Raw genomic sequence first — 25,007 nt, forward strand, 5'->3', positions numbered from 1 at the left:
TAAGTCTAAGGTGTCGCCGCTGTTTGCAACTTGTTAACCATGTTGCCTGAAGCTTTTCTGATTGGGGCGGGGGAGCGTCGGTCATGCATGCGCTGAAGGCGATAGACGATCTGGCCGGAGAACCGGCGGTCGAAGCGGGGGGGGCCAGACCCCGAGGCGCTCCGCTACATTTTGCTGCGCCTTGCCGAAGAAGCTTCACCCTTGGCATTGATCTCGTCGATATCGCCGGCGCTATCCAGGATATGGCGGGAATGTCGGCCCGGCATGCCTCCGCCTTCGATCATGTCACCCGCACCGCGCTTTCGATTGCCGAGACCAACCGCTCGGTCGCCGTGTCGCTGCGCGAGACCGACCGCACGGCGGCCGAGGCCCGCCACATGCTGAAGGAATCGGCCGACCGCCTGACCGGCTCCGTCGCCGAGATCGGCCACATGGTCCAGTCCTCCAACGAGATCGGCACTGAGATCGCCGGCTTCTCCAAGTCGCTTGCCGATGTCGACAATATCGCCGAGGAGATCAGCACCATTGCCCGCCAGACCAACCTGCTGGCGCTGAATGCCGCGATCGAGGCGGCGCGCGCCGGCGATGCGGGCAAGGGTTTTGCGGTCGTCGCCGCCGAGGTCCGCGCGCTTTCGCTGCAGACCTCGAAGGCGACCGGCTCCATCCAGCAGACGCTGGACGAACTGCGTGTGAAGATCGACCGGCTCTCGGCCGTCGGCAGCGATGCGCGCGACAGTGCGGCCGGCGTGCGTGACAAGTCGGAGGCGATGCGCGGTGCCTTCGAAAGCATGGAACATGTCATCACCCGCATCCTCGACAGTTCGACTGTCATGGCCAACACCACCGAGGCGGTCGACCAGCAATGCGCCGGCTTTGTCGAGAAACTCGGCGAGATGTCGGCCGAAGTCGCTGGCTCGAATGTCAGGCTGCAGCAGGCGGCGAAACGCGTCGACAGCGTCGTCGGCCTGTCGGAAACACTGATCCAGCTGACGGCGAGCGCCGGCGTCAAGACCGCCGACAGCCGTTGGATCGAGGAAGCGCAATCGGTGGCAAGACAGATTTCCGGCGCCTTCGAACGCGCCGTCGCTGAAGGCCAGATCGGGCTCGATGCTCTCTTCGATCGACGCTATCGGCCGATAGCCGGCTCCGATCCGGCACAGGTGATGGCAGCCTTTACCGAGCTCACCGACCGCCTGCTGCCGCCGATCCAGGAACCCGTCACAGCCTTGGACGAGCGCATCGCCTTTTGCGCGGCGATCGACGAGAACGGCTATCTGCCGACTCACAACCGAAAATTCTCGCAGGCCCAGCGGCCCGGCGACACCGTCTGGAACACCGCCAATTGCCGCAATCGCCGCATCTTCGCCGATCGCGTCGGTCTTGCCGCCGGCCGCAGCACCGCGCCTTTCCTCGTCCAGACCTACAGGCGCGACATGGGCGGCGGCAATTTCGTGATGATGAAGGATATCTCCGCTCCGATTACCGTGCGCGGGCGGCACTGGGGCGGATTGCGGCTGGCAATCAAGGTCTGACCCCGGGATCAGACTCTGACCCCGCATTGCCGCCGCCCACAGGCCGGTCTATACCGCACCAATGAGACTACGCGCCGACATCTTCGTTTCAGCCCTCCTGCGCCGCGTCTTTGCCAGCGGCGATTTCGCCGCCGTCGAGAAGAGGGGCGCGGAGGAGGCGGGTGCGATCTTTATCCGCCAGCATTTCCGCAGCGGCCTGGAAACGCTCTATGCGCCGGCGCCGCAGACCGCCTTCGACGAAGGTCAGGCCGGTGACCGCCTGTTCGAGATCCGCCTGTCGCGCAGCGAACCGGAAGCGGTGCGTGCGATGTTGGAGCGCGAACGCAAATTCGACCCCGATCTCTGGATCGTCGAGTTGGAGGCGGAGGAACTGGGGGACATGATCCCGCTTGCCAAGGGCGGCTGACGGCCAGGCGCGTCAGCTCCTCGCCATTTCGAACAGCTCACCATGCGTTGAGGTTAGTCATTCCAGCTCAGCGATACCGCCGCCCCATGACGCGCATGTCGCGCTGCGGCGCCGCCTGGCGGATGAAACGATGGTCGGGTGCTGCCGGCGCCGGCGTATCAGGCGCTTCCGGCCTATAGGTGTAGCGATCCGCACGCCGCCAGGCTTCGACGCGTTCGTGGCATTCTTCCGGGTCGAGCGCATCGAGCACCATCCAGCCGCGCGTGACGTTGTGCTGCTGGTCGGCAAGGTGCGGATGGAGCCTTTCGAGCACGAAGACGGCGTCGAGAAAGCTCATGCCGAGGCTGGTCAGCGTCGTGGCGAGCTGCTGGCCGGAAAGATCGAGCATGATGCGCTCGGCAAGCCAGCGGCTGGCGGAAAGCGCGTCGGCAAGTGCGGTTGCGAAATGCGTCGCCTCGCGCGAGCGAGCGAAGCGCACCAGCAGCGCCTCCTGAATGTCCGTGAGCGTGCGCAGACCGAGCCTGTCCTCGTCGGCACGGCCGAGATGACTGGCAAGCCCGAGGATGCGCTCGCGCAATGCCTCTTCATTGGCAACCCGCTGTTCCTCCAGCGCATCTGCCTCGTTGGTCTCGGCAGGCGCTGGTGAAAGCGGGACCGCCGGCGATTCCATGATCGGCGCCGATGCGCCCGCGGACCGCGGCTGGCTCTGGCGCAGCGCCACCAAAGCATCGATGACCTTCGGCGAGAGTGAATCGCGGCTGACGATCGCCTTGACATGCGCTGCACCCTGCATGCGCGCGATGGTGATCAGCGTATCGTCGGCGACGGCCTTTGAGGCGGCAAGAAAAGGCGCCGCGATCTCGATCGGCTGGTTGCCGATGAACAGCGCCACGGCTGCCGGCATGTTCTCGCATTGGGACAGCGCCGCGACCGCCTGGCGCTTGGCCTCGTCGGAGGAGGCCTGGAACAGCGGCATGAAGAGTTCGGCAAATTGGCGCAGTTCGGACCGTGTCGGATGAGACAGGTTCTCGAAACTGCTGACAGTCGCCATTAACACCACGTCCTTTTTCCTGACGGCCAAGGGGCCTTCTAGGTCTCGAAACCGGTCACGCACAAAAACACCCCGAAAACGCAGAACAAGGGGACCAAGGGCCGATATGCGCTGGCGGAACGCATGTCAGGCCATACGGTTATGAACAAATCCTACACCGGTACGGTTAATGCATGCTGAAGATTTTATTAAAAAGCAACAGAAATATACACGCTAAGCGAGTGTCGGCATGGCTAGCCGGCACTATAAAAATGATCGGTTTGGAAGCGCCGTTGCGCGATGCTCATCGCCGCTGTGATGGTGGAAAAGCTCAGGCGATCCTATGATCGCGCAGCGCGTGCAGCAACTTTTCGCGACTGTCGTAACCGGCCTGGTAAAGGTCGAGGGCTGCGGATGCCGCGAACTGCGCCTCGACGCTTTTGATGTCGATGCGCCGTTCCGAGCACCAGGCATCGAGCGCACTGCGCAGCACGTCGAGATCGTCAGGCGAGAAGGATGAATTCACCAACAAAGACACCGCTTACCCTCCGCATTCCGGCAAGAGCGGGGAACATCTCCGATCGATCGGTGCCCGGAAACATGTGATCGACATGCGCGAACATACGCCCATCTGAGCGCCTCGCAATTAAATATTTTCATGACGCATTTTTGCAACACCGCCCCTTTCCCGCCAGGGAGTTTGCCGCGCCAATGTCAACTATATGAATTATCTCTAATTTTATACGTCGACGCCAGGCTGGGCATCCGCGCGGGCGGCGTGAAACCAAATCAACTCTTCGAGCGTTAAAGGAGAAGTGAGGTGAACTGTGTTTGGCATCCGCTGAATATTAGTAAACTGTTAACTGTCATGTGGCTCAATTCGGATAGGAACGACGCGATTTGAGTAGTTGGATCGTTGAAACTCCGCATCACGGTATTTCAATCAAGTGCCGTGGGAAAGGCGCGAATGCCCTCGGTCCGGTCATTCCGGCACTGCAGGACGCGCCGGCTCGCACATTGGCGGGCAGGGTGAAATCCATCGCAAGTTCATCCGTCTCGGGCAGTGCATGGAGACGAGAATGGCAATAGTAGTCGCATTGGCGGATCGGCGGCCGCGGGCGCCGCGTCGCCCGGACAAGGAGCCCCGCGAAGCCAAGATCCTTTGGTTCACCGGCGTCCGCTACGAGCGGTTGGCCGAGAGCCCGAAACATCGTCCGGCGCCCGCGCTGCGCGTCAACAAGAAGTAACCGCTCTTCAACTTCAGCGAGCGGCGAATTGCTCGCAGCCGGCTTCCGTCAGGAAGTTGCGCGCGGCCTCATCGAAGCTCGCCTGCGGCGCCAGCGTCCGCAGCACGGCATAACCGTCCGGCCGTGCCATTTCCACCAGGATCGCCTGCTGCAGCTCCTGCGGCAGGTTTTTGCGCAGGTCGGTCAGCTGGATCGGACTGCCGGCCACCACATCGAGCGCACCGCCGACCGACGTCCTGTCGTTCATGCTGAAGACCTCGTTGGAGGCGCTGTCGTAGATCGCGATCGACCAGAAGGGCACATTGCCCTTGGCGGTGAAATGCACCGGCGCATCCTCGACATCGAAGGAGCAGACGGCGGTGCGCACGAAGGGGTCGCCATTGGCAAGGCCGGCTTCGTCATACTGGTTGCCGAGCAGGTAGAAATTGTTGAGGTCGCCCTCTGCCTCCACGCGGGTTGCCGCATCCTTGCCGGTGAAATGCGGCAGCGACAGGATGATGACGAGATGCAGCAGGGCTGCGCCGAAAAGACCGGTCAGGACGGCGAAGAATATCCTAAGCATTGCCACATCCGGTCTTGGTGAGTTTCGGCATGGCGAGGTCGATCACGCCGGAACTACCGGCGGTCGGAGTGTCGAACAGTGTCAGCACCAGCCGGAAAGTGCCGGCCTGTGGCAGGGCCAGCCAGTTGCCCGGCTGCGCCACGGCGGATATCTCGATCGAGAAACTGCTGTCTTGCTGGCGCAGCACCGTCCAGGAATTGAGCGCTGAGGGATGCCCGGTCGTCACCGCCGCCGGATTGCCGCCATTGTCGGCGGTAAACAGGGTCCAGAGCCGGGCAGGCGGTGTTTGCCCGCTGATGCGATAGCGGCAGCCGGCATTCAGCCGCGCGCCGTCGTCGTCGACGCTCGCCGTGAAGGTCAGGCCCTCGGCGCTGCCATAGAGCAGCTTGCCGGCGCGCGCCCGGTGCGATTTGGCATAAGGATCAGCCTCGACGGTCTGCAACGCCGGAAAGGCCTCCCAGGCGCCGAGCTTGATCGCCCCGAAACCCTGCGTCGCATCCAGCGCATAAAGCGAAATCATGATCCCGCCGCCAAAGGCGACGATCAGCGTGATCGCGATAAAGAGGGGGAATCGAAACACGTCAAGACCTTGGAAACCATATCGGATGAAAGGGTTACCACTGATTCTGGCAGGGTGGAATGCCACGCCATGACATAGAGGCCGATTGATCCACGGTCATGCCATATGTGCGGCAAAGCCGTCATGCCGCAAGCTGCGACAGCAATCCACGCCTATGCATCGATGCGGGCGGATGCTGATGGGAGATCTGGACGTCAGGCGTGGCCGGCTACTCCGCGCTCGCCACCTTCGCCGGCGCGAGCGGGACGGCATCCTTCAGCTTCTCGCCGAGCTTCTTGAGGATGTCCGTCGATTGAACCGAAAGCATGCGCGGCCGGATAAGCTGCGGCAATCCGTCCTGCGGCTTGGCGGCGGCAGTCTTGGCGAGATCCTTGTCCGAGGGTAGGGGGTTTTCGATGCCGGGGATGGCCCGCAGCGTGACACCTTGGTGGGCGTAGTCCATGGCGCGCTTGAAGGTCATCGCCGGCAGCGAGCCGCCGGTCATCTCGTTGGTCGAGGTATAGTCGTCATTGCCGAACCAGACGGCGCAGGTGTAATTGCCGGTGAAGCCGACGAACCAGGCGTCGCGATAGGCCTGGGTCGTGCCGGTCTTGCCAGCCGTCACGATGCCGTTGTCGAGGGCTGCCTTGCGCGCCGTGCCGACATAGGGAACGCGCGACAACATCTGGTTCATATAGGCATCGGCCTTTTCGGAGAGCACGCGTTTCGGCGCCGGCTCGTCGCGGTCGAAATCGTAGAGCACGTCGCCGTCGTAATCGAGGATCTGGGTGATGCCGTGGCGGCGCGACTGGTAGCCGCCAGCCGGGAAGGTGGCGTAGGCCGTCGCCTGGTCGAGCACCGTCACCTCGGAGGTGCCGATCGGGATGGTAACGTCGTCGCGGATCGGCGTTTCGACGCCGAGGTTTTTCGCCATTGCCCGGATCGGCTGAATACCGAGCTTTTCCTTGGCGAGCCGCACCGGCACGGTGTTGATCGACTGGGCGATGGCGGTCTCGAGCGTGATGCGGCCGGCATAGCGATTGGCATAATTATGCGGGCTCCAGTTGCCCCAGGAGATCGGTGCGTCGACGATCGTCGTCTGCGGCGTCATCCCGCTCTCCATCGCCACCGAATAAGTGTAGACCTTGAAGGAGGAACCTGGCTGGCGCAGCGCCCTGGTGGCGCGGTTGAACTGGCTCTCGCCGTAATCCCGGCCGCCGACCATGGCGCGCACGGCGCCGCCGTTCTCGATCATCACCATCGCGCCCTGCTTGGCGTGATAGGCCTCGCCATATTCGCGCAGCGATGTTTCGACCGAATCCTCGGCTGCCTGCTGGATGCCCATGTCGATCGTCGTGCGCACGATCAGCGAATGCTGGTGGAAACGCGGTGACAGCCGCTGCACCTCGTCGAAGGCCCAGTCGAGGAAGAAATCGGGCGATTCCACCTCGTTGCGGTCGACGACGGTGGCTGGATTGCGCCTGGCGGCGATCACCTGGCCCTCGGTCATCAGCCCGCTCTGCACCAGATTGGTCAGCACTTCGTTGGCGCGGGCACGCGCCGCCGGCAGGTTGACATGCGGCGCATATTTCGCCGGCGCCTTGAACAGGCCGGCAAGCATGGCAGATTCGGCAAGGTTCACATCGGTGATGTTCTTGCCGAAATAGAACTGTGCCGCCGCCGCTGCGCCGAAGGTGCCGCCGCCCATATAGGCGCGGTCGAGATAGGTGGAGAGGATTTCCTTCTTGGAAAGGTTCGCCTCGAGCCACAGTGCCAGGAACGCCTCAGTGACCTTGCGGTCGATCGAGCGTTCGTTGGACAGGAACAGGTTCTTGGCGAGCTGCTGGGTCAGCGTCGAGCCGCCCTGGACGACTTCGCCGGCGCGTGCATTCTCACTCATGGCGCGGAAGAGGCCGATGAAATCGATGCCGAAATGGTCGAAGAAGCGCCGGTCCTCGGTGGCGATCACCGATTTGATCAGCGAATCCGGCAGCTCGTCGATCGGCACCGAATTCTGGTGGATGACGCCGCGATGGCCGATGACGTTGCCGTAGCGGTCGGTGAAGGTGACGGCGAAATCGCCGCGGTTGCGCCAATCCTCCTTGGTCGCCTCGAAGGCCGGCTGGGCAAGCAGCAGCATCAGCACCGAGCCGGCCGCCCCGAGCGTCAGCCCTTCGCCGGCAAGTTCGAAGACCATGCGTTTCCAGCCGCGCACGCGGAAGCGGCGGAAGAAGATGGTAATGTCTTCCCAGATCTCGGCGGCGCGGAAGCCGGCGTTCCAGACGGTCGAATCGATCCAGGAATCGATGCGCAGCAGAATGTGACGGCTCTTCCTAGGCCGCTTGTCCGCCGCCTCGTTCGCCGCTTTTCCGGGCCTGTTTTCTGGCCCGTTTTCTGGGTTGTCCGGATCCTGCACGTCCTGTATTCCCGCCTGATCGCGCTTCGGTCATATCTGACGAAAGCGCGAGGCCCGCATATGGCCGCAAAGCTCTCCGATACCAGGAGAGAATTCTCCGAGTACCAGGAGTATACTGAGAATTGATTGATTTTGCGGCTGATAACAAGAGAGATGCATGAGGCTCACGCGAATTTGCGGGCCGCTGTTGCAAGAAACGAACGATGAACGATCTGCCCTTCTGGAAGAGCAAGACGCTAGCCGAAATGACCGTCGCCGAGTGGGAAAGCCTCTGCGACGGCTGCGGCCTCTGTTGTCTCAACAAGATCGAGGAATGGGATAGCGGCGATATCTATTTCACCTCGGTCAGCTGCAAGCTGCTCGACGGCCAAAGCTGTCGCTGCTCCAGCTATGAGAACCGCTGGGATTTCGTGCCGGACTGCGTGCAACTGACGAAGGAGAACGTGCCTGACATTGCCTGGCTGCCGCCCACCTGCGGCTACCGGCTGGTCAATGAAGGCCGCGATCTTTACTGGTGGCACCCGCTCGTCTCCGGCGACCCGGAGACCGTCCATGCCGCCGGCATTTCCGCGCGGGGCCGCGCGATCAGCGAAAATGAGATCGATATCGACGATCTCGAGGATTATGTCGTCGACTGGCCGCTGACGGTGGGTGAGGAGAAGGACGAAGAGGAAGCCTAAAACAAGATGATTTTAGGCCGGGTCGGCCTAAAATCTGAATCCTGTTCTAAATTAAAGAGTTAGAGCATGACGTCGTCTGAAAACCGCTTACACTTTTCGGCATCATGCTCTAGGCGGGCTCAGGACTTTATTGCCGCGAGGAAGCGCCGCAGTTCCGTCTCGACATAGGCAGCCACCGGCCCGTCTGCGCCAAAACCCCACCAGAGCAGCGATCCCTGCCATTGCGACAGCATCAGCCGGGCGATTGTCTCCGGCGCCTTTGCCGATCCGAAACATCGAGCGATTGCCGCCGTCAGTGCCGCTCCCCAGGCCGCACCCCGGGCACGTAGCACCGGATCGCGGAAATCCTCGCGAAGCACCAGCAGTCCCTCGCCATAGGCGGCGGCATTGTCGCCGTAATCCTGCGACAGGCCGACGAGCAGCGCGACGGCGCCTTCCGGCGTTTTCGGCACGGTCTCGGCAAGCCGCGCCGTTTCCGCATCCAGCCGGTCCCAGGCGTAAAGCAACGCGGCGCGCAGCATCGCCGCTTTCGTCGCGAAACGTTGCACCAGCGTCGAGCCGGAAAGGCCGCTCGCTTTCGCCACCGCCGCAAAGGTCGCCGCCTCCGGCCCTTCGACGTGGATCAGCGCCAGCACCATGGCGAGAAGCTGTTCATCGGAAAGTGTGCGGCGACGCGGCATGAAATTCCTCTTGCATTCGCCTCGAATGTAAACGATCATTCGTTTATATACAAGCGGCGCTAGCTGGAGCAATTCCAGGAAAAGTGTGAAGCGGTTTTCCGTCCGGAATTGCGTAAAAACAAAGAGCTAAACCCGGGTGCTTACGGCGTGAAGGCCGTTCTAGCGTGGAGGATGGAGAAGTGATAGCGAACTTGCGGGAGAAAGTAGCCTTGGTGGCGGGTGCAACGCGCGGCGCGGGCCGAGGCATCGCGGTGGAACTCGGCGCCGCCGGCGCTACCGTTTACGTGACGGGGCGCACGACGCGCGCTAAGCAATCCGAATATATGCGACCGGAGACGATCGAGGAGACGGCCGAGCTGGTGACATCAGCCGGCGGCAGGGGCATTGCCGTTCAGGTGGACCATCTCGTCAAGGAACAGGTCGAGGCGCTGGTCGCCCGCATTCGCGGCGAAGCCGGCCGGCTCGATATTCTCGTCAACGATATCTGGGGCTGCGAGAAACTGTTCGAATGGGACAAGGCCGTCTGGGAGCATTCGCTGGACAAGGGCCTGCGTATGCTGCGGCTCGGCATCGAGACGCATCTGATTACCGCCCACTACGCCCTGCCGCTGATGATCGAGCGGCCCGGCGGGCTGCTGGTCGAGATGACCGACGGCACGGCCGAATACAATGCCACCCATTACCGGCTGTCGCCCTTTTACGACCTCGTCAAAACCGGTGTCACCCGCATGGCCTGGGCGCATGCGCAAGATTTGGCGAAACACGGCGCCACCGCCGTTTCGATCACGCCCGGTTGGCTGCGCTCCGAAATGATGCTGGATGCTTATGGCGTCAGCGAGGAGAACTGGCGCGAGGCGACGAAGGTGCAGCCGCATTTCGCCATTTCCGAAACCCCGCATTTTGTCGGCCGCGCCGTTGCCGCTATCGCTGCCGATCCCGACCGCGCCCGCTGGAACGGACAATCGCTATCGAGCGGCGCGATCGCCAAGACCTATGGCTTCGACGATATCGACGGTTCGCGGCCGGATTGCTGGCGCTACATGGTGGAAGTGCAGGAGCCCGGCAGACCGGCGGATGTGACGGGCTATCGCTAGAACCTTTCGAGAAAGGCTCTGCGAAGCCGCTCACACCTTTCGGCATCATGCTCTGGAGCAATTCCAGGAACAGAAGGCTAGAGCGGCTCTGCGCTTCCGTGAAGGCTAAACCGCTCTAGGGCCTTGTTATCGTGCGGCGGCGAGGCGCGCTGCGTCGCGAAACGAGACCAGTCGCTTCGTCTGTTCGTCCCACAGCACCAGCTTGACGCAACGCAGGCTTTCCATGAGCGTGATGCGGCCCATATCGGCAAGCTCAGGATGGTCTCGCAGCACCTCCGGCAGCCGGTAGTAGGGCACTCGGCTCGACAGATGATGCACGTGGTGGATGCCGATATTGCCGGTGATCCAGCGCAGCACTGGCGGCAGGTCGTAATGCGAGGCACCGTGGAGGGCCGCATGCTGGAACTGCCAGTCCGGCTTCTTCGACCAATGTGTTTCCTCGAATTGATGCTGCACGTAGAACAACCAGACGCCGGCAGCACCGGCCAGAAGCACGGTCGGCAGATGCACCAGCAAAAAGGGGACGATTCCGACCGCCCAGATCAGCAGCGCGGCGACCAGCGCGATGGCAAGATTGGTCGCCATGGTCGAGACCCAGGGCAGGGCGCCGGAGCGCATCATGCCGAAAGGCAGGCGCTGCTTGAAGAGGAACAGCCAGGCCGGTCCGATCCCGAACATCACGATTGGATGCCGGTAGAGCCGGTAACCAAGCCGGCCCCAACGCGACAGCGCGTTGTATTCGGCGATTGTCAGGGTTTCGATGTCGCCAACGCCGCGTTCGTCCAGGTTTCCGGCCGAGGCGTGGTGTTCCGCATGCGCCCGGCGCCAATAGTCGTAGGGCGTCAGCGTCAAGATGCCGATCGTGCGTCCAACCCAGTCGTCGACGCGGCGACGGGCGAAAAACGAGCCGTGGCCGCAATCATGCTGGATCATGAACAACCGGAGCAGGAAGGCGGCGGCGGGAAGGACGAGGATCAGGCCGGGCCAGAAGTTGTAATGAACCGCTGCCCAGGCGGCAGCCCAGAACAGCGCGAAAGGGATGACGGTGACGACAAGCTCGAAAGCGCTGCGTCCGGCTCGTGGCTGGCGATATCCGGCAAGGATCTTCAGCCAGCGTTTTTCAGCGAAAAGCTCGGCATTCCCTCGGGATCGCTCCGGATTTTCGTCAGACTCGCCCAAAGGGGCCACCTGGATTTCCTCGCACTCGCTGCGGCGCGCAGATTCGATCACAGAGTGACGCCGTGAAAGGCCGCGATGGCCGAAAGGCCGAGTGCAATCACTACGGCCGAGCGAATGAGGAAGAGCGGATAGTCGAAGTGGTACATTGTATGAAGAGTGGTCATGGTTGCAGCAATTCCTTTTTCGAGAAGATGTCAATGGGTGATGATGTCACGCCAGCGTGTCCGACAGGACGCGCTATCACTTGCGCCGTTACGCGCAGCGAGGGCGAGAGTGGCGGCTCGATAAGAGGTTCTATTTCTTTGGAGCACTGCCCTGCGGGGCGGTTTTGGTCGCCGTCTTCATCTGGTTGGCGAATGTGCTTTCCACCTTCGCTTCCTGCTTGTCCTTCTTCGGCTTCCGGACCTCGCGATTGCTTCTTACCTGTCCTTTTGCCATGGATAAAATCTCCCTTTAGATCGAAATTGAAAGCCGCAGCCTGCGTGGTATTCGCCCCGTTTGTCGGTCGCGATCGAGATCGCGGGATCGTCATGAGGGGCAACCCGACAACACCGGGCCGCAGGGATGGAATGAAAATGATGCCTGCTGAAACCGCATCGCTGTCTGGAGGCGGATGACCGGAGAGGTCACCGAAAGCCAAACCCGACGTTGAGACGGGACGTCACCATGCTTTCGCGATCGGGAAAATGGCGGGCCGGAAATCCGGTCACCGCAAATGCCGCATCGGCCAAATCAGCGAGCCCTCCTTATAGAGTAAAATTGAGGTGCCATTAAGGCCGTCGCCGCAGGAAAGCCATATTTCCACAGGGCATAACGCCTGTCGCACAAAAACTATGCAGTGGTTTTGCGATCACGACATGCGTGAAAACAAAGAGCTGAAGCGCGAGGAGCGGATCTGAAAGATTGCGATCGCCTTAGTCATTCACCGGAAACAGGCGGATCAGCTTCGTTCTTTCCATCTCCGCCAAGCCTGATGTCGACATGATGCCGCGGGCCAAACAGAGTTCTATGTCCCGTCCGATATCGAGCGGCACCAGCATACCGCCGGCCTTGAGCAGGCGGTCTGTCATCGACAGAAGCAGATCCACTTTCGCCTGGCAGCCATCGATTTCCAGGAGCGCCACCCGGCGCTCCCTGTCGATGTCTGCGAGATCCCTAGCCCGTTGCCGTTGTTGGTAAGCCCCGAATTGCACCCATCCGAAATAACCGGCCGCTGCGACGCAGATACAGAGCAAGAGGGTTTTCCGCACAATAGTCCTTCGGAGCCGGGCGGCTCGCTTGCCTCTACAGCCGTGCGTCTTTTTAGACGCGCAAAGGACGCTGTAGCACTTTGAATTGCTGCATAATTTTGCCCTTAAATCGATTCCGATTTAAGGAATTATGTAGAGGAGGATTTCCTGGTTTCTCCAAGTGACGGTAATGCTCAATCTTTTCTTGTTGCGCTATCCGGAGGCAAAACCGCTGCGCACTTTTGCTGGCACTGCTCTAGCCGACAGCGCGTCTTTCGCGGGGCAATCCCTGTATCGCATATCGGTTAAAGACGGGGGTTACCGGTTTCGGCGGCGTCTTCAGCTTGCCGAAATGGTGTTCGAGCGCTTGTGAGAGCAAGGCCGGCGAGGTGACGCCCTCTTCGAACAGCCTGATCAACAGTATGGCCGCGACGTTGAAGACACGTTCGTTGCCGATCAGGATTTTGGCGTCGTAGCCGGCGTCGTCGAGCACGCCCTGCAGCATGTCGAGATCGGACGAAGTCAGATGCGGCTTTTCGAAAGTGGAAGACATCGGTCCTCCTTTCATCGGGGCAAGGGTATAAAAACCCTCAGTCGGCAGCGCCCGTACACTGGCTGCCGAAGTTGAGACCATGCGCCTTTCACCCAGGCAACGCAACGGGATTCTTGCAGCAAATATCGCTGCGGTTGATGAGTAGCCCGCACCGGTCAGGGTGCGGGCCGATGACGGTCATTCCGCCGCCTGATAGATGGGCCTCCGGGCAGCCGATGTCCGCGGACCGGCGGCTGCAAGCAGGGTGATCGCCACCGCAAGCAGGGCCACGAACGCGATGCCGGCGACATAGGGGTTCCAGCCGAAATGCGGCGCGGCGCCGAAGACTGCCGAGGCGGCCGCGAGCACGATGCCGCCACCGATCTGGAAGGAGGCGAAAAGCAGTCCGGAGGCGAGCCCTGACTTGTCGTCCTCCACGTCGGAAAGAGCCGCGACCTGCACCGAGGGGTAGGTCATGGCGTAGCCGAGGCCGAGCGGGATCTGCGAAAACAGCACGAGCAGGATCGGGTCGACATGTCCGAGTGCTGTCACCCAGAAGATATAGCTGAACGCCTGCAGGCCGACACCCGCCGCCATCAGCCCGGTGGCGCCGCGATTTTGCGCAAGCGTCGCAAAACGTGGCGCCAGGAACATCACGAAGACGCCGCCAAGCGCAAAGCAGAAGCCGGTGGTGAAGGCCGACCAGCCGATGACGTTCTGATAATAGAGCGTCGCCAGGAACTGGAAGCCGACATAGGCGCCCTGGAAGAGAGCGGCGATCGCATTGGCATGCCGGAGCTTGGCCCGGCGGAACATGCCGAGCGGCACCATCGGATCGGCATGCCGCGCTTCGACCACGAGGAAGAGCAGGATCAGCACCAGCGATGCCAGCAGCGAACCCCAAGTCGGGAAGGCTTGCCAGCCGGCGGCCGCAGCATTGGTGATGCCGAAGACGAAGAGCAGCAGCCCTGGCGTGATCGTCAGCGCGCCGGCCCGGTCGAAACTGGGCCGCGGTCCCGTCCTTTTGGGGTCGGCTGGCAGCGCCAGCGGCGCCAGAAAGAGTGTCAGGATGGCGACGGGCGCGCCCATGACAAGCGTCGCCCGCCAGCTGAAGATCGTCGCGGCACCGCCGAGCACCATGCCGAGCACGAAGCCGGTGGCGCCGGTAGAGGCGAAGACGCCGAGCGCCTTTGCCCGCGCGGTTCCCTCGCCGAAGACGGAGAGCAGCAGCGCAAGGGCTGCAGGCGCGGTGAAGGCAGCCGCAATGCCCTTGATCAATCGGGCGGCGATCAGCGTCGGCCCGCTATCGACGAAGCCGCCGGCTATGCTGGCGCCGGCAAAGATCGCCAGCGACCAGAGGAAGACGCGGCGGTGGCCGAAGACGTCGGCGACGCGGCCGCCGAGCAGCAGGAAGCCGCCATAGCCGAGCACATAGGCGCTGACGGCCCATTGCAGCGATGTCGCCTCCATGCCGAGTTCGGCCTGGATGGCAGGCAAGGCAACGCCGATGGTGGAGACGTCCATGGCGTCTAGAAAGTTGGCGGTGCAGAGCAGCAGCAATGCCAGCCCCGCCCCGCTTCGCGATTTGGAAAGAGTCATCGAAATCGTTCCTTCTTTGCTGCCGCCTCATCGGGGGAGGTTGCCGGGCGGCAGGGAACGAGAAAATGTACAGCTTCCTTTCCTATTGCAAATTGATAGTAGCTATGCCAGGTATTACTGACGATGATGAATGATGCCACGCTTCGCAAGATCGACCTCAATCTCCTGCTGGCCTTTTCGGTGCTGATGCAGGAGCGCAATGTCAGTCGCGCCGCCGAGCGCCTGCTGCTCGGCCAGCCGGGCCTGTCGGCCGCTTTGCGGCGCCTGCGCGAAGCGCTGGACGACGAATTGTTCGTGCGTGTCGGCCGCGGCCTGCAGCCGACGCCGCGCGCCCTTTCCATCGCCCCGGCGATCGAGGATGCACTGTCGGGCATCGAGCGTGCCATCCGCCCGCAGGCCGAATTCGATCCGGCAAGCTGGCAGGGCGAGTTCCGCATCGGCATGTGCGACAATCTTGAATCGGCCTTCTTCGGCCCGCTTGCCGCCCGTCTTCTCCAGCTTTCACCCGGCGCCCGGCTGATCGGCATCGCTTCCGACAAGCGCGATGCCGCACGCCGGCTGGATGAAGGCGTCTTCGATTTTAGCGTCGCGATGCATGACGAACCCGCCTCCTGGCACATTCGCGCGCCGCTGTTCGACCAAGTCTCGATCTGCATCTACGATGAAGCTCAGCTCGGGCTGAAGGCGCCGTTGAGCCTCAAGGATTTCGCCAATGTCGCGCATGTCACCGTCTCGTTCGAAGGCAACACCTCGACCGGTATCGACATGGCGCTGAACCGCACCGGCGATGTGAGACAGGTGGTGGCGACCGTCCCGCGCTTTTCCGCTCTGCCGATGGTGCTGAAGGCGATGCCCGCCATTGCTACCGTGCCGGAATCGATCGGTCGCTGCATGGCGCAGTTACATGGGCTGATGCTTTGCGAGCCGCCGCTTTCGCTGCCGACCGATCCCGTGACGATGCTTTATCGCCGAGTCGACCAGACGGACGGCCGGGCGCGCTGGTTCCGTCGTCTGTTCATCGATGTAGCCAATAAGGCGCTCGAAGCTTCCGGCTGCTGCGTATCCATTCCGAGAGCCGCTGCCTGACGGTCCGTTATAGCTCGCCTTTGTGGAAATAAGCTTCGAGGCGATAGCCGTCGGGGTCGATGATGAAGGCGGCATAATAGAAGCGCCCGTAATCCGGCCGGATACCCGGTTCACCATTATCCGTGCCGCCGGATGCGACGGCCGCCGCGTGAAAGGCATCGACCGCAGCCTCATTCGGGGCGACGAAGCAGAAATGCAGCCCGGATCGCATGTCGGCAACAACAGGCTGTTCGACCTGCATCACCCAAAGGCCGACCCCTTCCGGCCCGTAGCCGATCATGGTGTCGGAATTGGAGAGGCGCTCATATCCGAGCGGCGCCAGTGCCGCATCGTAGAAACGGCGGGCTCTTTCGAGGTCTTTTACGCCGATGGAAATGTGATCGAACATGGACTGCGAAACTCCCTATCTTCCGCTAATGACTGCTCACACCCAAGATGGCTCGACGCCAACATCTTTCAACCGCTGTTCTAAAGCATGTCGCGCAAAAATGTGTGGGATAGGCAGCCCCACGACCGCTGCCGCCTGCGGCAAAGCCTGCGGCCGGACATTGCCGCATCCACCCAGGTCTCGTTCTAAACAGCGCCCTCGGCGACGCTTTGCATCTGGTGCAGCTCCGTCACCTCATAGGTCCAGACTCGAAACGCCTTCAGCACATGCGGTCCGAAGGAATTGATGAGCGGTATGTCGGCGGCATCGCGCCCGCGTGCGACGATGATGCGACCGATCCGTGGTGTGTTGTTGCGCGGATCGAATGCATGCCATGCACCGTCAAGGAAGACCTCAATCCAGGCGCTGAAGTCCATCGGATCGACGACGGGAATACCGATGTCACCGAGATGGCCATTGATATATCGGGCAGGAATGTTGAGGCAACGGCACAACGCCACCGCGAGATGCGCAAAGTCGCGACAGACGCCGACGCGTTCGTGGAACGCCTCGAAGGCTGTCCGCGTCGATCGCGCCTGCATGTAGTCGAATTGGATATGGCCGTGAACGAAGTCGCAGATCGCCTGAACGCGGCCCCAGCCGGGTGAGACGGTGCCGAACATATCCCACGCAATTTGACTGAGACGATCCGTCTCGCAATAGCGGCTGCCCATCAGGTAGACGAGGCAATCATCCGGCAACTCCGAAACCGGGACTTCCCTGGCGCCTGGCAGCGACCTGTCCGGTTTGCCGTCGTCTTCGATCGTCGCATCGCCCCATATGGTCAGGTCGCCCGTCGGGGCAACCAGCCGAAGACAGCGGTTGCCGAAGAGGTCGCGATAAGTCGAAGTGGGAACATCGGGCGTGGTGAATACCGTTTCCGGAATTCTGATGTCGGCCGCACGATCCTCATGCACCGACAACAGACATACCAATGCGGTCGGTTGTGGGCAGGTCAGCGTCATTTCATAGCCGTAACGGATCAACATGGAGCGTTCTCGCGCGTCCGGATCCGTCTAGCGGAAATCCGCCGCAGTTAGAGTATAAAAGGCGCGGCGGCGGTAGGAATAGGCTTTGTGCGCCACGTCCTGAATGGAGTTGCGCAGGGCGTCGAAGGAGGAAAGCCACCTCGTTTCCGACGGCTCGGTTCTTTGCAAGGCGGCATCGGATTTCGCCAGCGCGCCAACCTCGATGAAGAACAACACCTGGAACATGCCGTCATGGCCGACGAAGCGCACAGCATTTCTCGCCGCATCGAAGCTACGGCTTTGGTTCAGAAACGCTAGCGCCATGGTTGGACCGGCGGGCTCTTACGAGCACTCCGAGCGGCGCCCGACAGCCTCAACCATTCCTTCCGGTATCCTATGTTGAGGAGATTGAAGGACATCATGTCTTTCCCGGCCTCCGAACGGCTCTTGCCGATCATGGCATGGTCGGCGTGTACGGGAACGCTTGCAGAAACACGATAGACGGTCCACGAACGGGCGGATTCGATCCGGCGGTCGTGTTCGATCTCCATGGAGTAGCGGCCGGGCGCTTCCCATGTGTGGACGGCAAATGCATTCCGTCTTCGTTCGGCTTCGTCTCCATGGCTGTTCACGATGTCAACCTTTCGTCATTCGGGCCGCGGCCTTGGCCAAACGTCCTCTCGATCAGTGTTGCGCCGCTGCCGGCGGGCGATAGGTTTACCAGTTCCAGGCTATCTTCCGTCGCGACCCGCTCATGACGTTCATCGTCACTACGGATGCGGTATTGCAGCATATTTCCTCTCAGAGGCAGCGTGGCGGTAATGCGGTATGTGTCGGGAAGCTTGGAGGGAACGACCAAGAACCCGTCCTTCACCCGGACAGTCTGCCCCACCTTGAAGATATGTGTTGCTGCCTCGCGCCGGACTGAGCGTCCATTGCGTTGCGGGATGCGCGTAGCGGTCATGACGGTTTGTGGTCCTTTTCGAGCACGGTTTCGAGATCTGACAGGTGGATAGGCATCATCTGCTGCGTCGAACTCTGCGCGGCGATCGCCGGCAGGTGGATGAAGGCGCCGACCCGTCGCCAGGCAAGCCTGGAAACGCTTCCGATCAATTCCTCGTCATAATCGACGCGGTATTCTCCGGCTGGCTGCGCCGCGTCGAAACCGGGCAGGCGGAATGGGGATGAAAAGCGGACGACGGTTTGTGTGGTGCGACTTGTCACTGCTGAGGCCTCCGCAGGAATACACCGATGCGTTTCCTGTATCGTTGAGATCCGAACCGGACGAACTCGAGGCTGCCGGTACATCCGCGGTCAGCGCCAAGCTCATTCCGGATCGGAACAGGCGAACTCAACGCCGGAACGACGTCATGGATCGCTGTCGAGAATTCAGTGGTGATGGCGGGTCGTAGGTCTCTGACACCGCGAAGCCAAGTTGGCCAAATCGACGAGACCTATCATTGCGCCTCTATTGAGTTTAAATCAAGATAAATTCTGATTTATCTATAAAAAACGCCAAATTAACTCTTCGTTCAGGAAAATAAAATGAAGCGAGATGGCGTATAAAATTCTATTCATTTCCTGATTATTACAAAATATCCGGCCGGATTGATTTCCTGAATATCTCAAAAAAATTCCTCCGCGAATAATATTTCTTGGCACTCCTATCAATCGAGTGCCACGAGTGTTATTTATGAGTTGCAGCCGCCATACGCGCCGGCAGCAGAAAGACCTCTATGAAATTCCGTTCACTTCACGACCGCGTCGTCATTCGACGTGCGGAAGGCGATGTCAAATCCAAGGGCGGGATCATCATTCCAGACACCGCCAAGGAGAAGCCGCAGCAAGGCGAAGTGGTCGCAGTCGGCCCGGGCCTGCGCGACAAAAGCGGCAATCTGGTCCCGCTCGATGTCGAGGTCGGTGATCTCATTCTGTTTGGAAAATGGTCGGGGACAGAGGTCACGATCGATGGCGAAACCCTTCTGATCATGAAGGAGACCGACATCATGGGCATCGTCGAAAAGACCGAGGCGGCTGCCGACAAAGCCGCCTGAGAGTCGAATTTGTGACCGCATCTCAAGACTGAACTGGGAAGAAATATCATGTCTGCCAAGGAAATCAGATTCTCCAACGACGCGCGCGACCGCCTGCTGCGCGGCGTCGAATTGCTCAACAACGCCGTCAAGGTGACGCTTGGCCCGAAGGGTCGCAACGTCGTCATTGACAAGGCCTATGGCGCACCGCGCATTACCAAGGACGGCGTCAGCGTCGCCAAGGAGATCGAGCTCGCGGACAAGTTCGAGAACATGGGCGCGCAAATGGTGCGCGAGGTGGCTTCGAAGACCAATGATCTTGCCGGCGACGGCACGACGACGGCAACGGTGCTCGCCGCCTCCATATTCCGCGAAGGCGCAAAGCTCGTCGCTGCCGGCATGAACCCTATGGATCTCCGGCGCGGCATCGATCTCGGCGTTACCGCCGTCGTCAAGGAAATCAAGGCGAGGGCGATGAAGGTCAAATCGTCAAGCGAGATCGCCCAGGTCGGCACCATTGCCGCCAATGGCGACGCCGCCATCGGCGAGATGATCGCCAAGGCGATGGACAAGGTCGGCAATGAGGGCGTCATAACAGTCGAAGAGGCGCGAACCGCCGAGACCGAACTCGACGTCGTCGAGGGTATGCAGTTCGACCGCGGCTATCTCTCACCCTATTTCGTCACCAATGCCGAGAAGATGCGCGTGGAACTGGAGGATCCCTATATCCTCGTTCACGAGAAGAAACTCGGCAGTCTGCAGGCGATGCTGCCGATCCTGGAAGCCGTCGTACAGACCGGCAAACCGCTGCTCCTCATCTCGGAGGACGTCGAAGGCGAGGCGCTGGCGACGCTTGTTGTTAACAAGCTGCGCGGCGGCCTGAAGGTCGCAGCCGTCAAGGCGCCGGGTTTCGGTGATCGCCGTAAGGCCATGCTGGAAGACATTGCCGTGCTCACATCAGGCCAGATGATTTCCGAGGATCTCGGCATCAAGCTCGACAACGTCACGCTCGATATGCTCGGCCACGCCAAGCGCGTGCTGATCGACAAGGAATCCACCACGATCATCGACGGCTCCGGCGAGAAAGCGGCCATCCAGGCACGTATCCAGCAGATCAAGGCGCAGATCGAGGAGACCACTTCCGATTACGATAAGGAAAAGCTGCAGGAACGCCTGGCGAAACTCGCCGGTGGCGTCGCGGTTATCCGCGTCGGCGGCGCGACCGAAACGGAAGTCAAGGAAAAGAAGGACCGCATCGACGATGCGCTGAACGCCACCCGTGCGGCGGTCGAAGAGGGCATCGTGCCCGGCGGCGGCGTGGCACTGTTGCGCGCCAAGTCGGCGCTCACGGGCCTGACCGGGGAGAACGCCGACGTGACGGCGGGCATCTCGATCGTGCTCAGGGCGCTCGAAGCCCCGATCCGGCAGATCGCCGACAATGCCGGGTTCGAGGGCTCCATCGTCGTTGGAAAACTCGCGGGCAGCAATAACCACAATCAGGGCTTCGACGCACAGACGGAGACCTATGTCGATATGATCGAGGCCGGCATCGTCGATCCCGCCAAGGTCGTGCGCACCGCTCTGCAGGACGCCGGCTCGATTGCGGCGCTTCTGATCACCGCCGAGGTGATGATCGCTGACATTCCCGCAAGAGACTCCGCCCCTGCAGCCGGAAATGGCGGCATGGGCGATATGGGATACTGAGAACAGCCTGAACCGTCCGGCGTGGCCGGACGGCGAACCCGAACAATAGACAGGGAGAATTCCAATGTCCGTTCAGAGCAGCAGCAAGACATCGATCACCCAGCGTTTCGACAGTTACCAGCCATCCAAGACGCTTCTCGTCTGGGCCTGCGTCGTCACGGCAATCGCCACGATGATTATCGGCTTCAGCTGGGGAGGTTGGGTAACAGGCGGCACGTCAAGCAAAGCGGCAGCGGCCGCCGGCGACGTTGCACGCGGAGAACTGGCGTCCGCCATTTGCGTCGAACGGTTCAATGCGGCGCCGGATGCGGGCGCTAAACTGATCGAGTTCAAGGCGATTACCGAAGGCTACAAGCAGCGTCAGTTCGTCGAGGCCGGCGGTTGGGCGACCATGCCTGGGCAGACCTCACCCGACAGCCGAAGTGTTCAGGCCTGCGCCACCGCGCTTGCCATCTGACACCATTTTTCAGAGCGCTCCGATGTGTGTGCGGAGCGCTTCCACTCTCAAAGCAGGAAATGACCAATGATCCGTTTTGTGAAAAAGAGCGACCCGCAGCCACCCGCAGACGACGCCGGCGACAACCGCTTCCAGAAAATCCGCGAGGCAGCTGCCGACGAGCATAAGAAGGCCGCCAACGACAGCACGCGACGCCGCCCGCCGCAGGCAAGGGAAGATGACGATCCGCTTATCTGAGAGGGTATGGAAAAGCGTCTTTGAACAGGTCTCCAGCGCAGCCGTGTAAGCCGGCATATGGCGCGGTCTGAGGGCAGGGACGCACCAGGGCTCCTTGAAGACCTAGCGATAATCCAGCCAGATCCCGCCAGCGTCGGCGGAACGCACGCAGTTTTCCACCCAGCGTACCCCTTCCAGTCCGGCATCGACATCGGGAAAGACGAGGTCTTCGATCCCCGCAGGGGCGAGGCCGCGCTCTCTGTTGATGGCAAAGCCGAAGCGGCGATAGAGGTTCGCCCAGGCTTCGAAGAGACCTTCCGGGTGACCGCCGCCGATCCGGTCGTCGATCCTGGCCTCGGGATAGAGATAGTCCATGCCGCGCTCGAGGATGCGAGCCGGTTCGCCCTGGATCTCGTAAGACAGCTGGTTCGGCCGCTCGTCCCACCATTCGATACTGGCCTTCGAGCCGACGATGCGGATCTTCTGGCCGTGCATGGAGCCGGCATTGACGGCGCTCGACCAGATGGTGGCGATCGCGCCATTGTCATATTCCATCAGGGTCACCGCATTGTCTTCCAGCGGCGCTCGGCTTTTGACGAAGCTCTGGCGGGTGCAGAGCAGACGCCTGATCTTCAGGTGCGGCAGGATGACCTTGGCGATGTAAAGCGGGTGGGTCCCGACATCGCCGAGGACATAGCTGGGGCCTGCGAATTTCGGATCGACGCGCCAGCGCGTCGAGGGGTTCTGCTCCTCCACCGCAGCGCTATGGAAGCCATGGGCGAATTGCAGGTTGACGACGCGAATCTCGCCGAGATCACCATTCCTGACCATGGCGCGCGCCTGCTCGATCATCTGGTGGCCGGCATAGCCGTAGGTCACGCCGACGATACGGCCGCGCGCCTGGGAAAGCGTCTTCAGTTCTTCGGCCTCGGCGATCGTGAAGCAAAGCGGCTTTTCGCAGATCACATGCAGATCATGTTCGAGTGCTGCCTTGCAGATCGCGAAATGGGTGTTGTTGGGTGTCGCGATCGACACGGCCTCGATGCCGTCGGCCCGCCCGGCTTCGGCTGCAAACATAGTCGCATAGTCCCGGTAGCTCCTGGCTTCGTCGAGCCCGAGATCGAGGCCGAAGGCGCGGCCGCGTTCGGGATCGATATCGAAGGCACCCGCCACAAGGACAAAGACGTCGTCGCGATGCGCCGCCGAGCGATGAATATAGCCGATCTGGCTGCCTTTGCCGCCGCCGACCATGCCCCAGCGGATCGGCTTTTTCCTGTTATTCGTCATAGTTTTTTCCCTAGCAATTCCAGCAAAAGTGCGCAGCGGTTTTGCGTCCGGAATTGCGCAAAACAGAGGTGGAGCGTTTCCGTGTTTCGAAGAAAAACGGAAATGCTCTAGAACCCGACCGACCTGAGGTAATCGCGGCTTTGCTTCACATCTTCGAGGCTGCCGGCGACATTGAGCGGATCGCGCTCCTGCTCGACGGTGATGAAGCCGTGATAGCCGATCTCCTCGAGCGTTCGCTTGACGGCGGGATAATCGATGACGCCGCGGCCGATCGGGCACATGACGCCCTGTCCGCAGGCCTCGAAGAAGCGGATCCTTTCACCTAGCACACGGTCGAAGACGCCCTGGTCGATATCCTTGAAGTGGACGTAGTCCAGCCTGTCGGCATAGCGGCGAAGCATCTCCACGGGATCCATGCCGGCATAATAGCTATGGCCGGTGTCGAGGCAGAAGCCGGCGATCTCCTGCGGAATGTCACCTGCCACCCGCTCGATCTCATCGGCAAATTCGATATAGCCGCCCGCATGCGGGTGGATGACGGCGCGCACGCCGTATTTCCGCCGAGCGAGTTCGGCGATCGCCGTGATGTTGGCGACCATCCCGGCCCAGGCCTTGTCATCGAGACGCGGCGCACGATCGGAATGGCCGGCAGCATAGTCCCGTTCGTCGTGCCCCCAGTCCATGACCGTGAGATAGGGCGTCCTGAACCGCTGGCCCGCCACCTGTTCCGGCTGCGGCAGCCTGGTGATAACGGCGCAGATTTCGTCCGTCTGCCGCAGCAATGTCTCCCGATTTTCAGGAGAGACCAGATCGTCGAAGATCGTGCCGGCGACGATGAAGAGATTGCGCTCGGTGAGCGCCTTTGCGACGAGCGCATCATCGAGCGGCACGTAACCATAGGGCCCGAGTTCAAGGCCGCCATAGCCGGCTGCCGCCGCCTCGTGGAAGACTCGTTCCCAGGAGGGAAGGTTTGGATTGTTGACGTCATCAACGCCCCAGCAGCAGGGGGCTGTCGTAATCGTGATGGTCACAGTTTTATTCCTGATAGTGGGTGCCGGGGCGGATGTTGGCGATCAGCCAAGTTTCCCGGGCCAGTATTTGTCGACATATTTTTGAATTTCGGAGCGCATGAAGCGCCCGGAATCGTCGGCGCGCTCCTCCCAGCCGAAGACGCAGGCGGTGATGATGCCGTCGAACCCGACTGCGGCGAGCGAGGAGAAGAAGACATCCCAATTGATCTCGCCCTGGTACATATCCATGTGCTGATGGATGGTGACCTTCGCGCCCGGTGGATTGATGATGTAGCGCAGCCCGGATGACGCCTTGTGATTATAGGTATCGGCCACATGCACATGGGCGATCAGCGGGCCGGCATCGCGGATCATTCGCGCCATATCGTCACCGAAATAGAAGGTATGCGGCGCGCAGTAGAGGAATTTGACGTTCTTCGAGCCGATGGTCTTCAGCATGTCGATCGCCGGATGCAGCGTTTCGCACCAGTCTTCCGGATGCGGTTCCATGTTGAGCGTGACGCCCTCGCGCTCGAACACCGGAACGAGCTCTTCTATCGAGCGCCACCAGGCAGCCTCGCTGTGCTCGTGGGTATGCATGCCGCCGCAGCAGCTGGCGCGGTGGCTGCGATCCGGCGACGGGCCGCGGCCGAATTCCGAGTTCATCGTATCGCAGCCCATTTCGGCGGCGATCGCGATTGCTTCCTTCCAGTAGCGTACTGCGGCCTGCCGCTCGTCCTCATGCGGGCTCGCCCAGCGATACATCGGCAGGATCGAGGCGAGCTGGACGCCGTGATCCTTCAGGGCCGCCTTGAATTCCGTAATGCGTTCCTTGTGTGCCCGCGGGCGCACCCACCAGGGCAGAAAATCGTCGCGCGGTGAAAGCTCGATATGCTCATAGCCAAGCTCCGCCGCCTTGCGGCAGAGGTCGCGCAGGTTGAGGTGACGGTGCATATGCGGGTCGAGTGCGATCTTCATCTGGCTCCTCCGTCATCCCCGGCCGCTTCGCGCCGGCGGATGATCCTTGATCTCGTTTTGGACCGTCCGGTGCTCCTCCCGGATTGCTGGCACGAT

Annotated in this window: 29 protein-coding genes and 1 pseudogene; 10 read left to right on the plus strand and 20 right to left on the minus strand. The window is 61.3% G+C overall.

All coding sequences use genetic code 11. From position 1 onward, the window contains the following. Positions 1-83: 83 nt before the first annotated feature. Together BS629_RS24775 and BS629_RS24780 are read left to right on the plus strand one after the other, a co-directional pair. A pseudogene (locus BS629_RS24775) lies at positions 84-1,532 on the plus strand (methyl-accepting chemotaxis protein). A 61-nt stretch (positions 1,533-1,593) separates the two neighbouring features. Further along, positions 1,594-1,938 (plus strand): DUF1491 family protein, encoded by a 345-nt coding sequence (locus BS629_RS24780; RefSeq protein ID WP_018241267.1) that lies wholly within the window; start codon positions 1,594-1,596, stop codon positions 1,936-1,938. A 67-nt stretch (positions 1,939-2,005) separates the two neighbouring features. Here the strand turns inward: BS629_RS24780 and BS629_RS24785 are convergent, their stop codons facing one another. Next, positions 2,006-3,052, minus strand: a complete 1,047-nt coding sequence (locus BS629_RS24785) for a DUF2336 domain-containing protein (protein WP_026188323.1) — start codon at positions 3,050-3,052, stop codon at positions 2,006-2,008. 247 nt (positions 3,053-3,299) lie between these two features. Next, positions 3,300-3,506: a hypothetical protein gene (locus BS629_RS24790; RefSeq protein ID WP_017963548.1), complete on the minus strand. Its 207-nt coding sequence runs from the start codon at positions 3,504-3,506 to the stop codon at positions 3,300-3,302. A 541-nt stretch (positions 3,507-4,047) separates the two neighbouring features. On the opposite strand from BS629_RS24790, the gene BS629_RS39320 reads away from it, so the two are divergent. Further along, positions 4,048-4,215, plus strand: a complete 168-nt coding sequence (locus BS629_RS39320) for a hypothetical protein (RefSeq protein ID WP_018241269.1) — start codon at positions 4,048-4,050, stop codon at positions 4,213-4,215. Positions 4,216-4,228: 13 nt separating this feature from the next. Here BS629_RS39320 and BS629_RS24795 read toward each other — a convergent pair whose 3' ends face one another. The 3 genes from BS629_RS24795 to BS629_RS24805 form a co-directional block, all read right to left on the minus strand. Continuing rightward, positions 4,229-4,777: a DUF1254 domain-containing protein gene (locus tag BS629_RS24795; protein WP_018241270.1), complete on the minus strand. Its 549-nt coding sequence runs from the start codon at positions 4,775-4,777 to the stop codon at positions 4,229-4,231. Beyond that, positions 4,770-5,357: a DUF1214 domain-containing protein gene (locus BS629_RS24800; RefSeq protein WP_018241271.1), complete on the minus strand. Its 588-nt coding sequence runs from the start codon at positions 5,355-5,357 to the stop codon at positions 4,770-4,772. Before BS629_RS24800 ends, BS629_RS24795 begins: the two co-directional genes overlap by 8 nt. A 208-nt stretch (positions 5,358-5,565) precedes the next feature. Continuing rightward, positions 5,566-7,752, minus strand: coding sequence for a transglycosylase domain-containing protein (locus BS629_RS24805; protein WP_018241272.1), 2,187 nt, complete (start codon positions 7,750-7,752; stop codon positions 5,566-5,568). Between the two features lie 203 nt (positions 7,753-7,955). Here BS629_RS24805 and BS629_RS24810 point away from each other — a divergent pair, with 203 nt between their 5' ends. After that, positions 7,956-8,432, plus strand: a complete 477-nt coding sequence (locus BS629_RS24810; protein ID WP_018241273.1) for a YcgN family cysteine cluster protein — start codon at positions 7,956-7,958, stop codon at positions 8,430-8,432. A 119-nt stretch (positions 8,433-8,551) separates the two neighbouring features. On the opposite strand, the gene BS629_RS24815 is transcribed toward BS629_RS24810, so the two are convergent. Next, positions 8,552-9,112, minus strand: coding sequence for a TetR family transcriptional regulator (locus tag BS629_RS24815; RefSeq protein ID WP_026188324.1), 561 nt, complete (start codon positions 9,110-9,112; stop codon positions 8,552-8,554). A 179-nt stretch (positions 9,113-9,291) separates the two neighbouring features. Here BS629_RS24815 and BS629_RS24820 point away from each other — a divergent pair, with 179 nt between their 5' ends. After that, on the plus strand, positions 9,292-10,206 hold the full coding sequence (locus tag BS629_RS24820) for an SDR family oxidoreductase (protein ID WP_018241275.1): 915 nt from the start codon (positions 9,292-9,294) through the stop codon (positions 10,204-10,206). A 126-nt stretch (positions 10,207-10,332) separates the two neighbouring features. On the opposite strand, the gene BS629_RS24825 is transcribed toward BS629_RS24820, so the two are convergent. From BS629_RS24825 to BS629_RS24840, 5 genes are all read right to left on the minus strand, one after another. Further along, positions 10,333-11,385 carry a fatty acid desaturase gene (locus BS629_RS24825; RefSeq protein WP_020493379.1) on the minus strand — a complete coding sequence of 351 codons (1,053 nt, stop codon included), beginning with the start codon at positions 11,383-11,385 and terminating at the stop codon, positions 10,333-10,335. A 294-nt stretch (positions 11,386-11,679) separates the two neighbouring features. Then, positions 11,680-11,823 (minus strand): hypothetical protein, encoded by a 144-nt coding sequence (locus tag BS629_RS39325; RefSeq protein WP_003557866.1) that lies wholly within the window; start codon positions 11,821-11,823, stop codon positions 11,680-11,682. Positions 11,824-12,299: 476 nt separating this feature from the next. After that, entirely contained in the window at positions 12,300-12,635 is a 336-nt protein-coding gene (locus BS629_RS24830; protein ID WP_018241278.1) for a hypothetical protein, read from the minus strand. Between the two features lie 235 nt (positions 12,636-12,870). Next, positions 12,871-13,248, minus strand: coding sequence for a hypothetical protein (locus BS629_RS24835; protein WP_018241279.1), 378 nt, complete (start codon positions 13,246-13,248; stop codon positions 12,871-12,873). Positions 13,249-13,344: 96 nt separating this feature from the next. Next, positions 13,345-14,745, minus strand: coding sequence for an MFS transporter (locus BS629_RS24840; RefSeq protein WP_077988530.1), 1,401 nt, complete (start codon positions 14,743-14,745; stop codon positions 13,345-13,347). Positions 14,746-14,868: 123 nt separating this feature from the next. Here BS629_RS24840 and BS629_RS24845 point away from each other — a divergent pair, with 123 nt between their 5' ends. Continuing rightward, on the plus strand, positions 14,869-15,831 hold the full coding sequence (locus tag BS629_RS24845) for a LysR family transcriptional regulator (protein ID WP_018241281.1): 963 nt from the start codon (positions 14,869-14,871) through the stop codon (positions 15,829-15,831). Positions 15,832-15,838: 7 nt separating this feature from the next. Here BS629_RS24845 and BS629_RS24850 read toward each other — a convergent pair whose 3' ends face one another. The 6 genes from BS629_RS24850 to BS629_RS24875 all read right to left on the minus strand — a co-directional run bounded on the left by BS629_RS24850 (position 15,839) and on the right by BS629_RS24875 (position 18,450). Then, positions 15,839-16,219: a VOC family protein gene (locus BS629_RS24850; RefSeq protein ID WP_018241282.1), complete on the minus strand. Its 381-nt coding sequence runs from the start codon at positions 16,217-16,219 to the stop codon at positions 15,839-15,841. Between the two features lie 185 nt (positions 16,220-16,404). Then, positions 16,405-17,247: a transglutaminase-like domain-containing protein gene (locus BS629_RS24855; RefSeq protein WP_018241283.1), complete on the minus strand. Its 843-nt coding sequence runs from the start codon at positions 17,245-17,247 to the stop codon at positions 16,405-16,407. A gap of 27 nt (positions 17,248-17,274) precedes the next feature. Next, positions 17,275-17,550, minus strand: coding sequence for a DUF1488 family protein (locus BS629_RS24860; protein WP_018241284.1), 276 nt, complete (start codon positions 17,548-17,550; stop codon positions 17,275-17,277). Then, positions 17,541-17,858 carry a hypothetical protein gene (locus tag BS629_RS24865; RefSeq protein WP_018241285.1) on the minus strand — a complete coding sequence of 106 codons (318 nt, stop codon included), beginning with the start codon at positions 17,856-17,858 and terminating at the stop codon, positions 17,541-17,543. The genes BS629_RS24860 and BS629_RS24865 overlap by 10 nt, the downstream gene beginning before the upstream one ends. Beyond that, positions 17,855-18,190 carry a hypothetical protein gene (locus BS629_RS24870; RefSeq protein ID WP_018241286.1) on the minus strand — a complete coding sequence of 112 codons (336 nt, stop codon included), beginning with the start codon at positions 18,188-18,190 and terminating at the stop codon, positions 17,855-17,857. Before BS629_RS24870 ends, BS629_RS24865 begins: the two co-directional genes overlap by 4 nt. After that, positions 18,187-18,450 (minus strand): hypothetical protein, encoded by a 264-nt coding sequence (locus BS629_RS24875; protein ID WP_018241287.1) that lies wholly within the window; start codon positions 18,448-18,450, stop codon positions 18,187-18,189. Before BS629_RS24875 ends, BS629_RS24870 begins: the two co-directional genes overlap by 4 nt. A gap of 512 nt (positions 18,451-18,962) precedes the next feature. Between BS629_RS24875 and BS629_RS24880 the strand changes: the two genes are divergently transcribed. From BS629_RS24880 to BS629_RS39330, 4 genes are all read left to right on the plus strand, one after another. Continuing rightward, positions 18,963-19,280, plus strand: a complete 318-nt coding sequence (locus BS629_RS24880; RefSeq protein ID WP_003557889.1) for a co-chaperone GroES — start codon at positions 18,963-18,965, stop codon at positions 19,278-19,280. Positions 19,281-19,328: 48 nt separating this feature from the next. After that, on the plus strand, positions 19,329-20,963 hold the full coding sequence (groL, locus tag BS629_RS24885; RefSeq protein WP_018241288.1) for a chaperonin GroEL: 1,635 nt from the start codon (positions 19,329-19,331) through the stop codon (positions 20,961-20,963). A 64-nt stretch (positions 20,964-21,027) separates the two neighbouring features. Then, entirely contained in the window at positions 21,028-21,420 is a 393-nt protein-coding gene (locus tag BS629_RS24890) for a hypothetical protein (protein ID WP_018241289.1), read from the plus strand. A 66-nt stretch (positions 21,421-21,486) separates the two neighbouring features. Further along, the gene (locus tag BS629_RS39330; protein ID WP_018241290.1) at positions 21,487-21,657 is read left to right on the plus strand and encodes a hypothetical protein; all 171 of its coding nucleotides are present in this window, start codon (positions 21,487-21,489) and stop codon (positions 21,655-21,657) included. A gap of 102 nt (positions 21,658-21,759) precedes the next feature. Here the strand turns inward: BS629_RS39330 and BS629_RS24895 are convergent, their stop codons facing one another. From BS629_RS24895 to BS629_RS24905, 3 genes are all read right to left on the minus strand, one after another. Further along, complete coding sequence (locus BS629_RS24895) at positions 21,760-22,923, minus strand: Gfo/Idh/MocA family protein (protein ID WP_018241291.1); 1,164 nt, start codon at positions 22,921-22,923, stop codon at positions 21,760-21,762. A 107-nt stretch (positions 22,924-23,030) separates the two neighbouring features. Next, the gene (locus BS629_RS24900; RefSeq protein WP_018241292.1) at positions 23,031-23,954 is read right to left on the minus strand and encodes a TIM barrel protein; all 924 of its coding nucleotides are present in this window, start codon (positions 23,952-23,954) and stop codon (positions 23,031-23,033) included. A gap of 42 nt (positions 23,955-23,996) precedes the next feature. After that, complete coding sequence (locus tag BS629_RS24905) at positions 23,997-24,911, minus strand: sugar phosphate isomerase/epimerase family protein (RefSeq protein WP_018241293.1); 915 nt, start codon at positions 24,909-24,911, stop codon at positions 23,997-23,999. Positions 24,912-25,007: the final 96 nt, after the last annotated feature.

Source organism: Rhizobium leguminosarum bv. viciae USDA 2370 (genome assembly GCF_002008365.1).
GTDB lineage: Bacteria > Pseudomonadota > Alphaproteobacteria > Rhizobiales > Rhizobiaceae > Rhizobium > Rhizobium leguminosarum.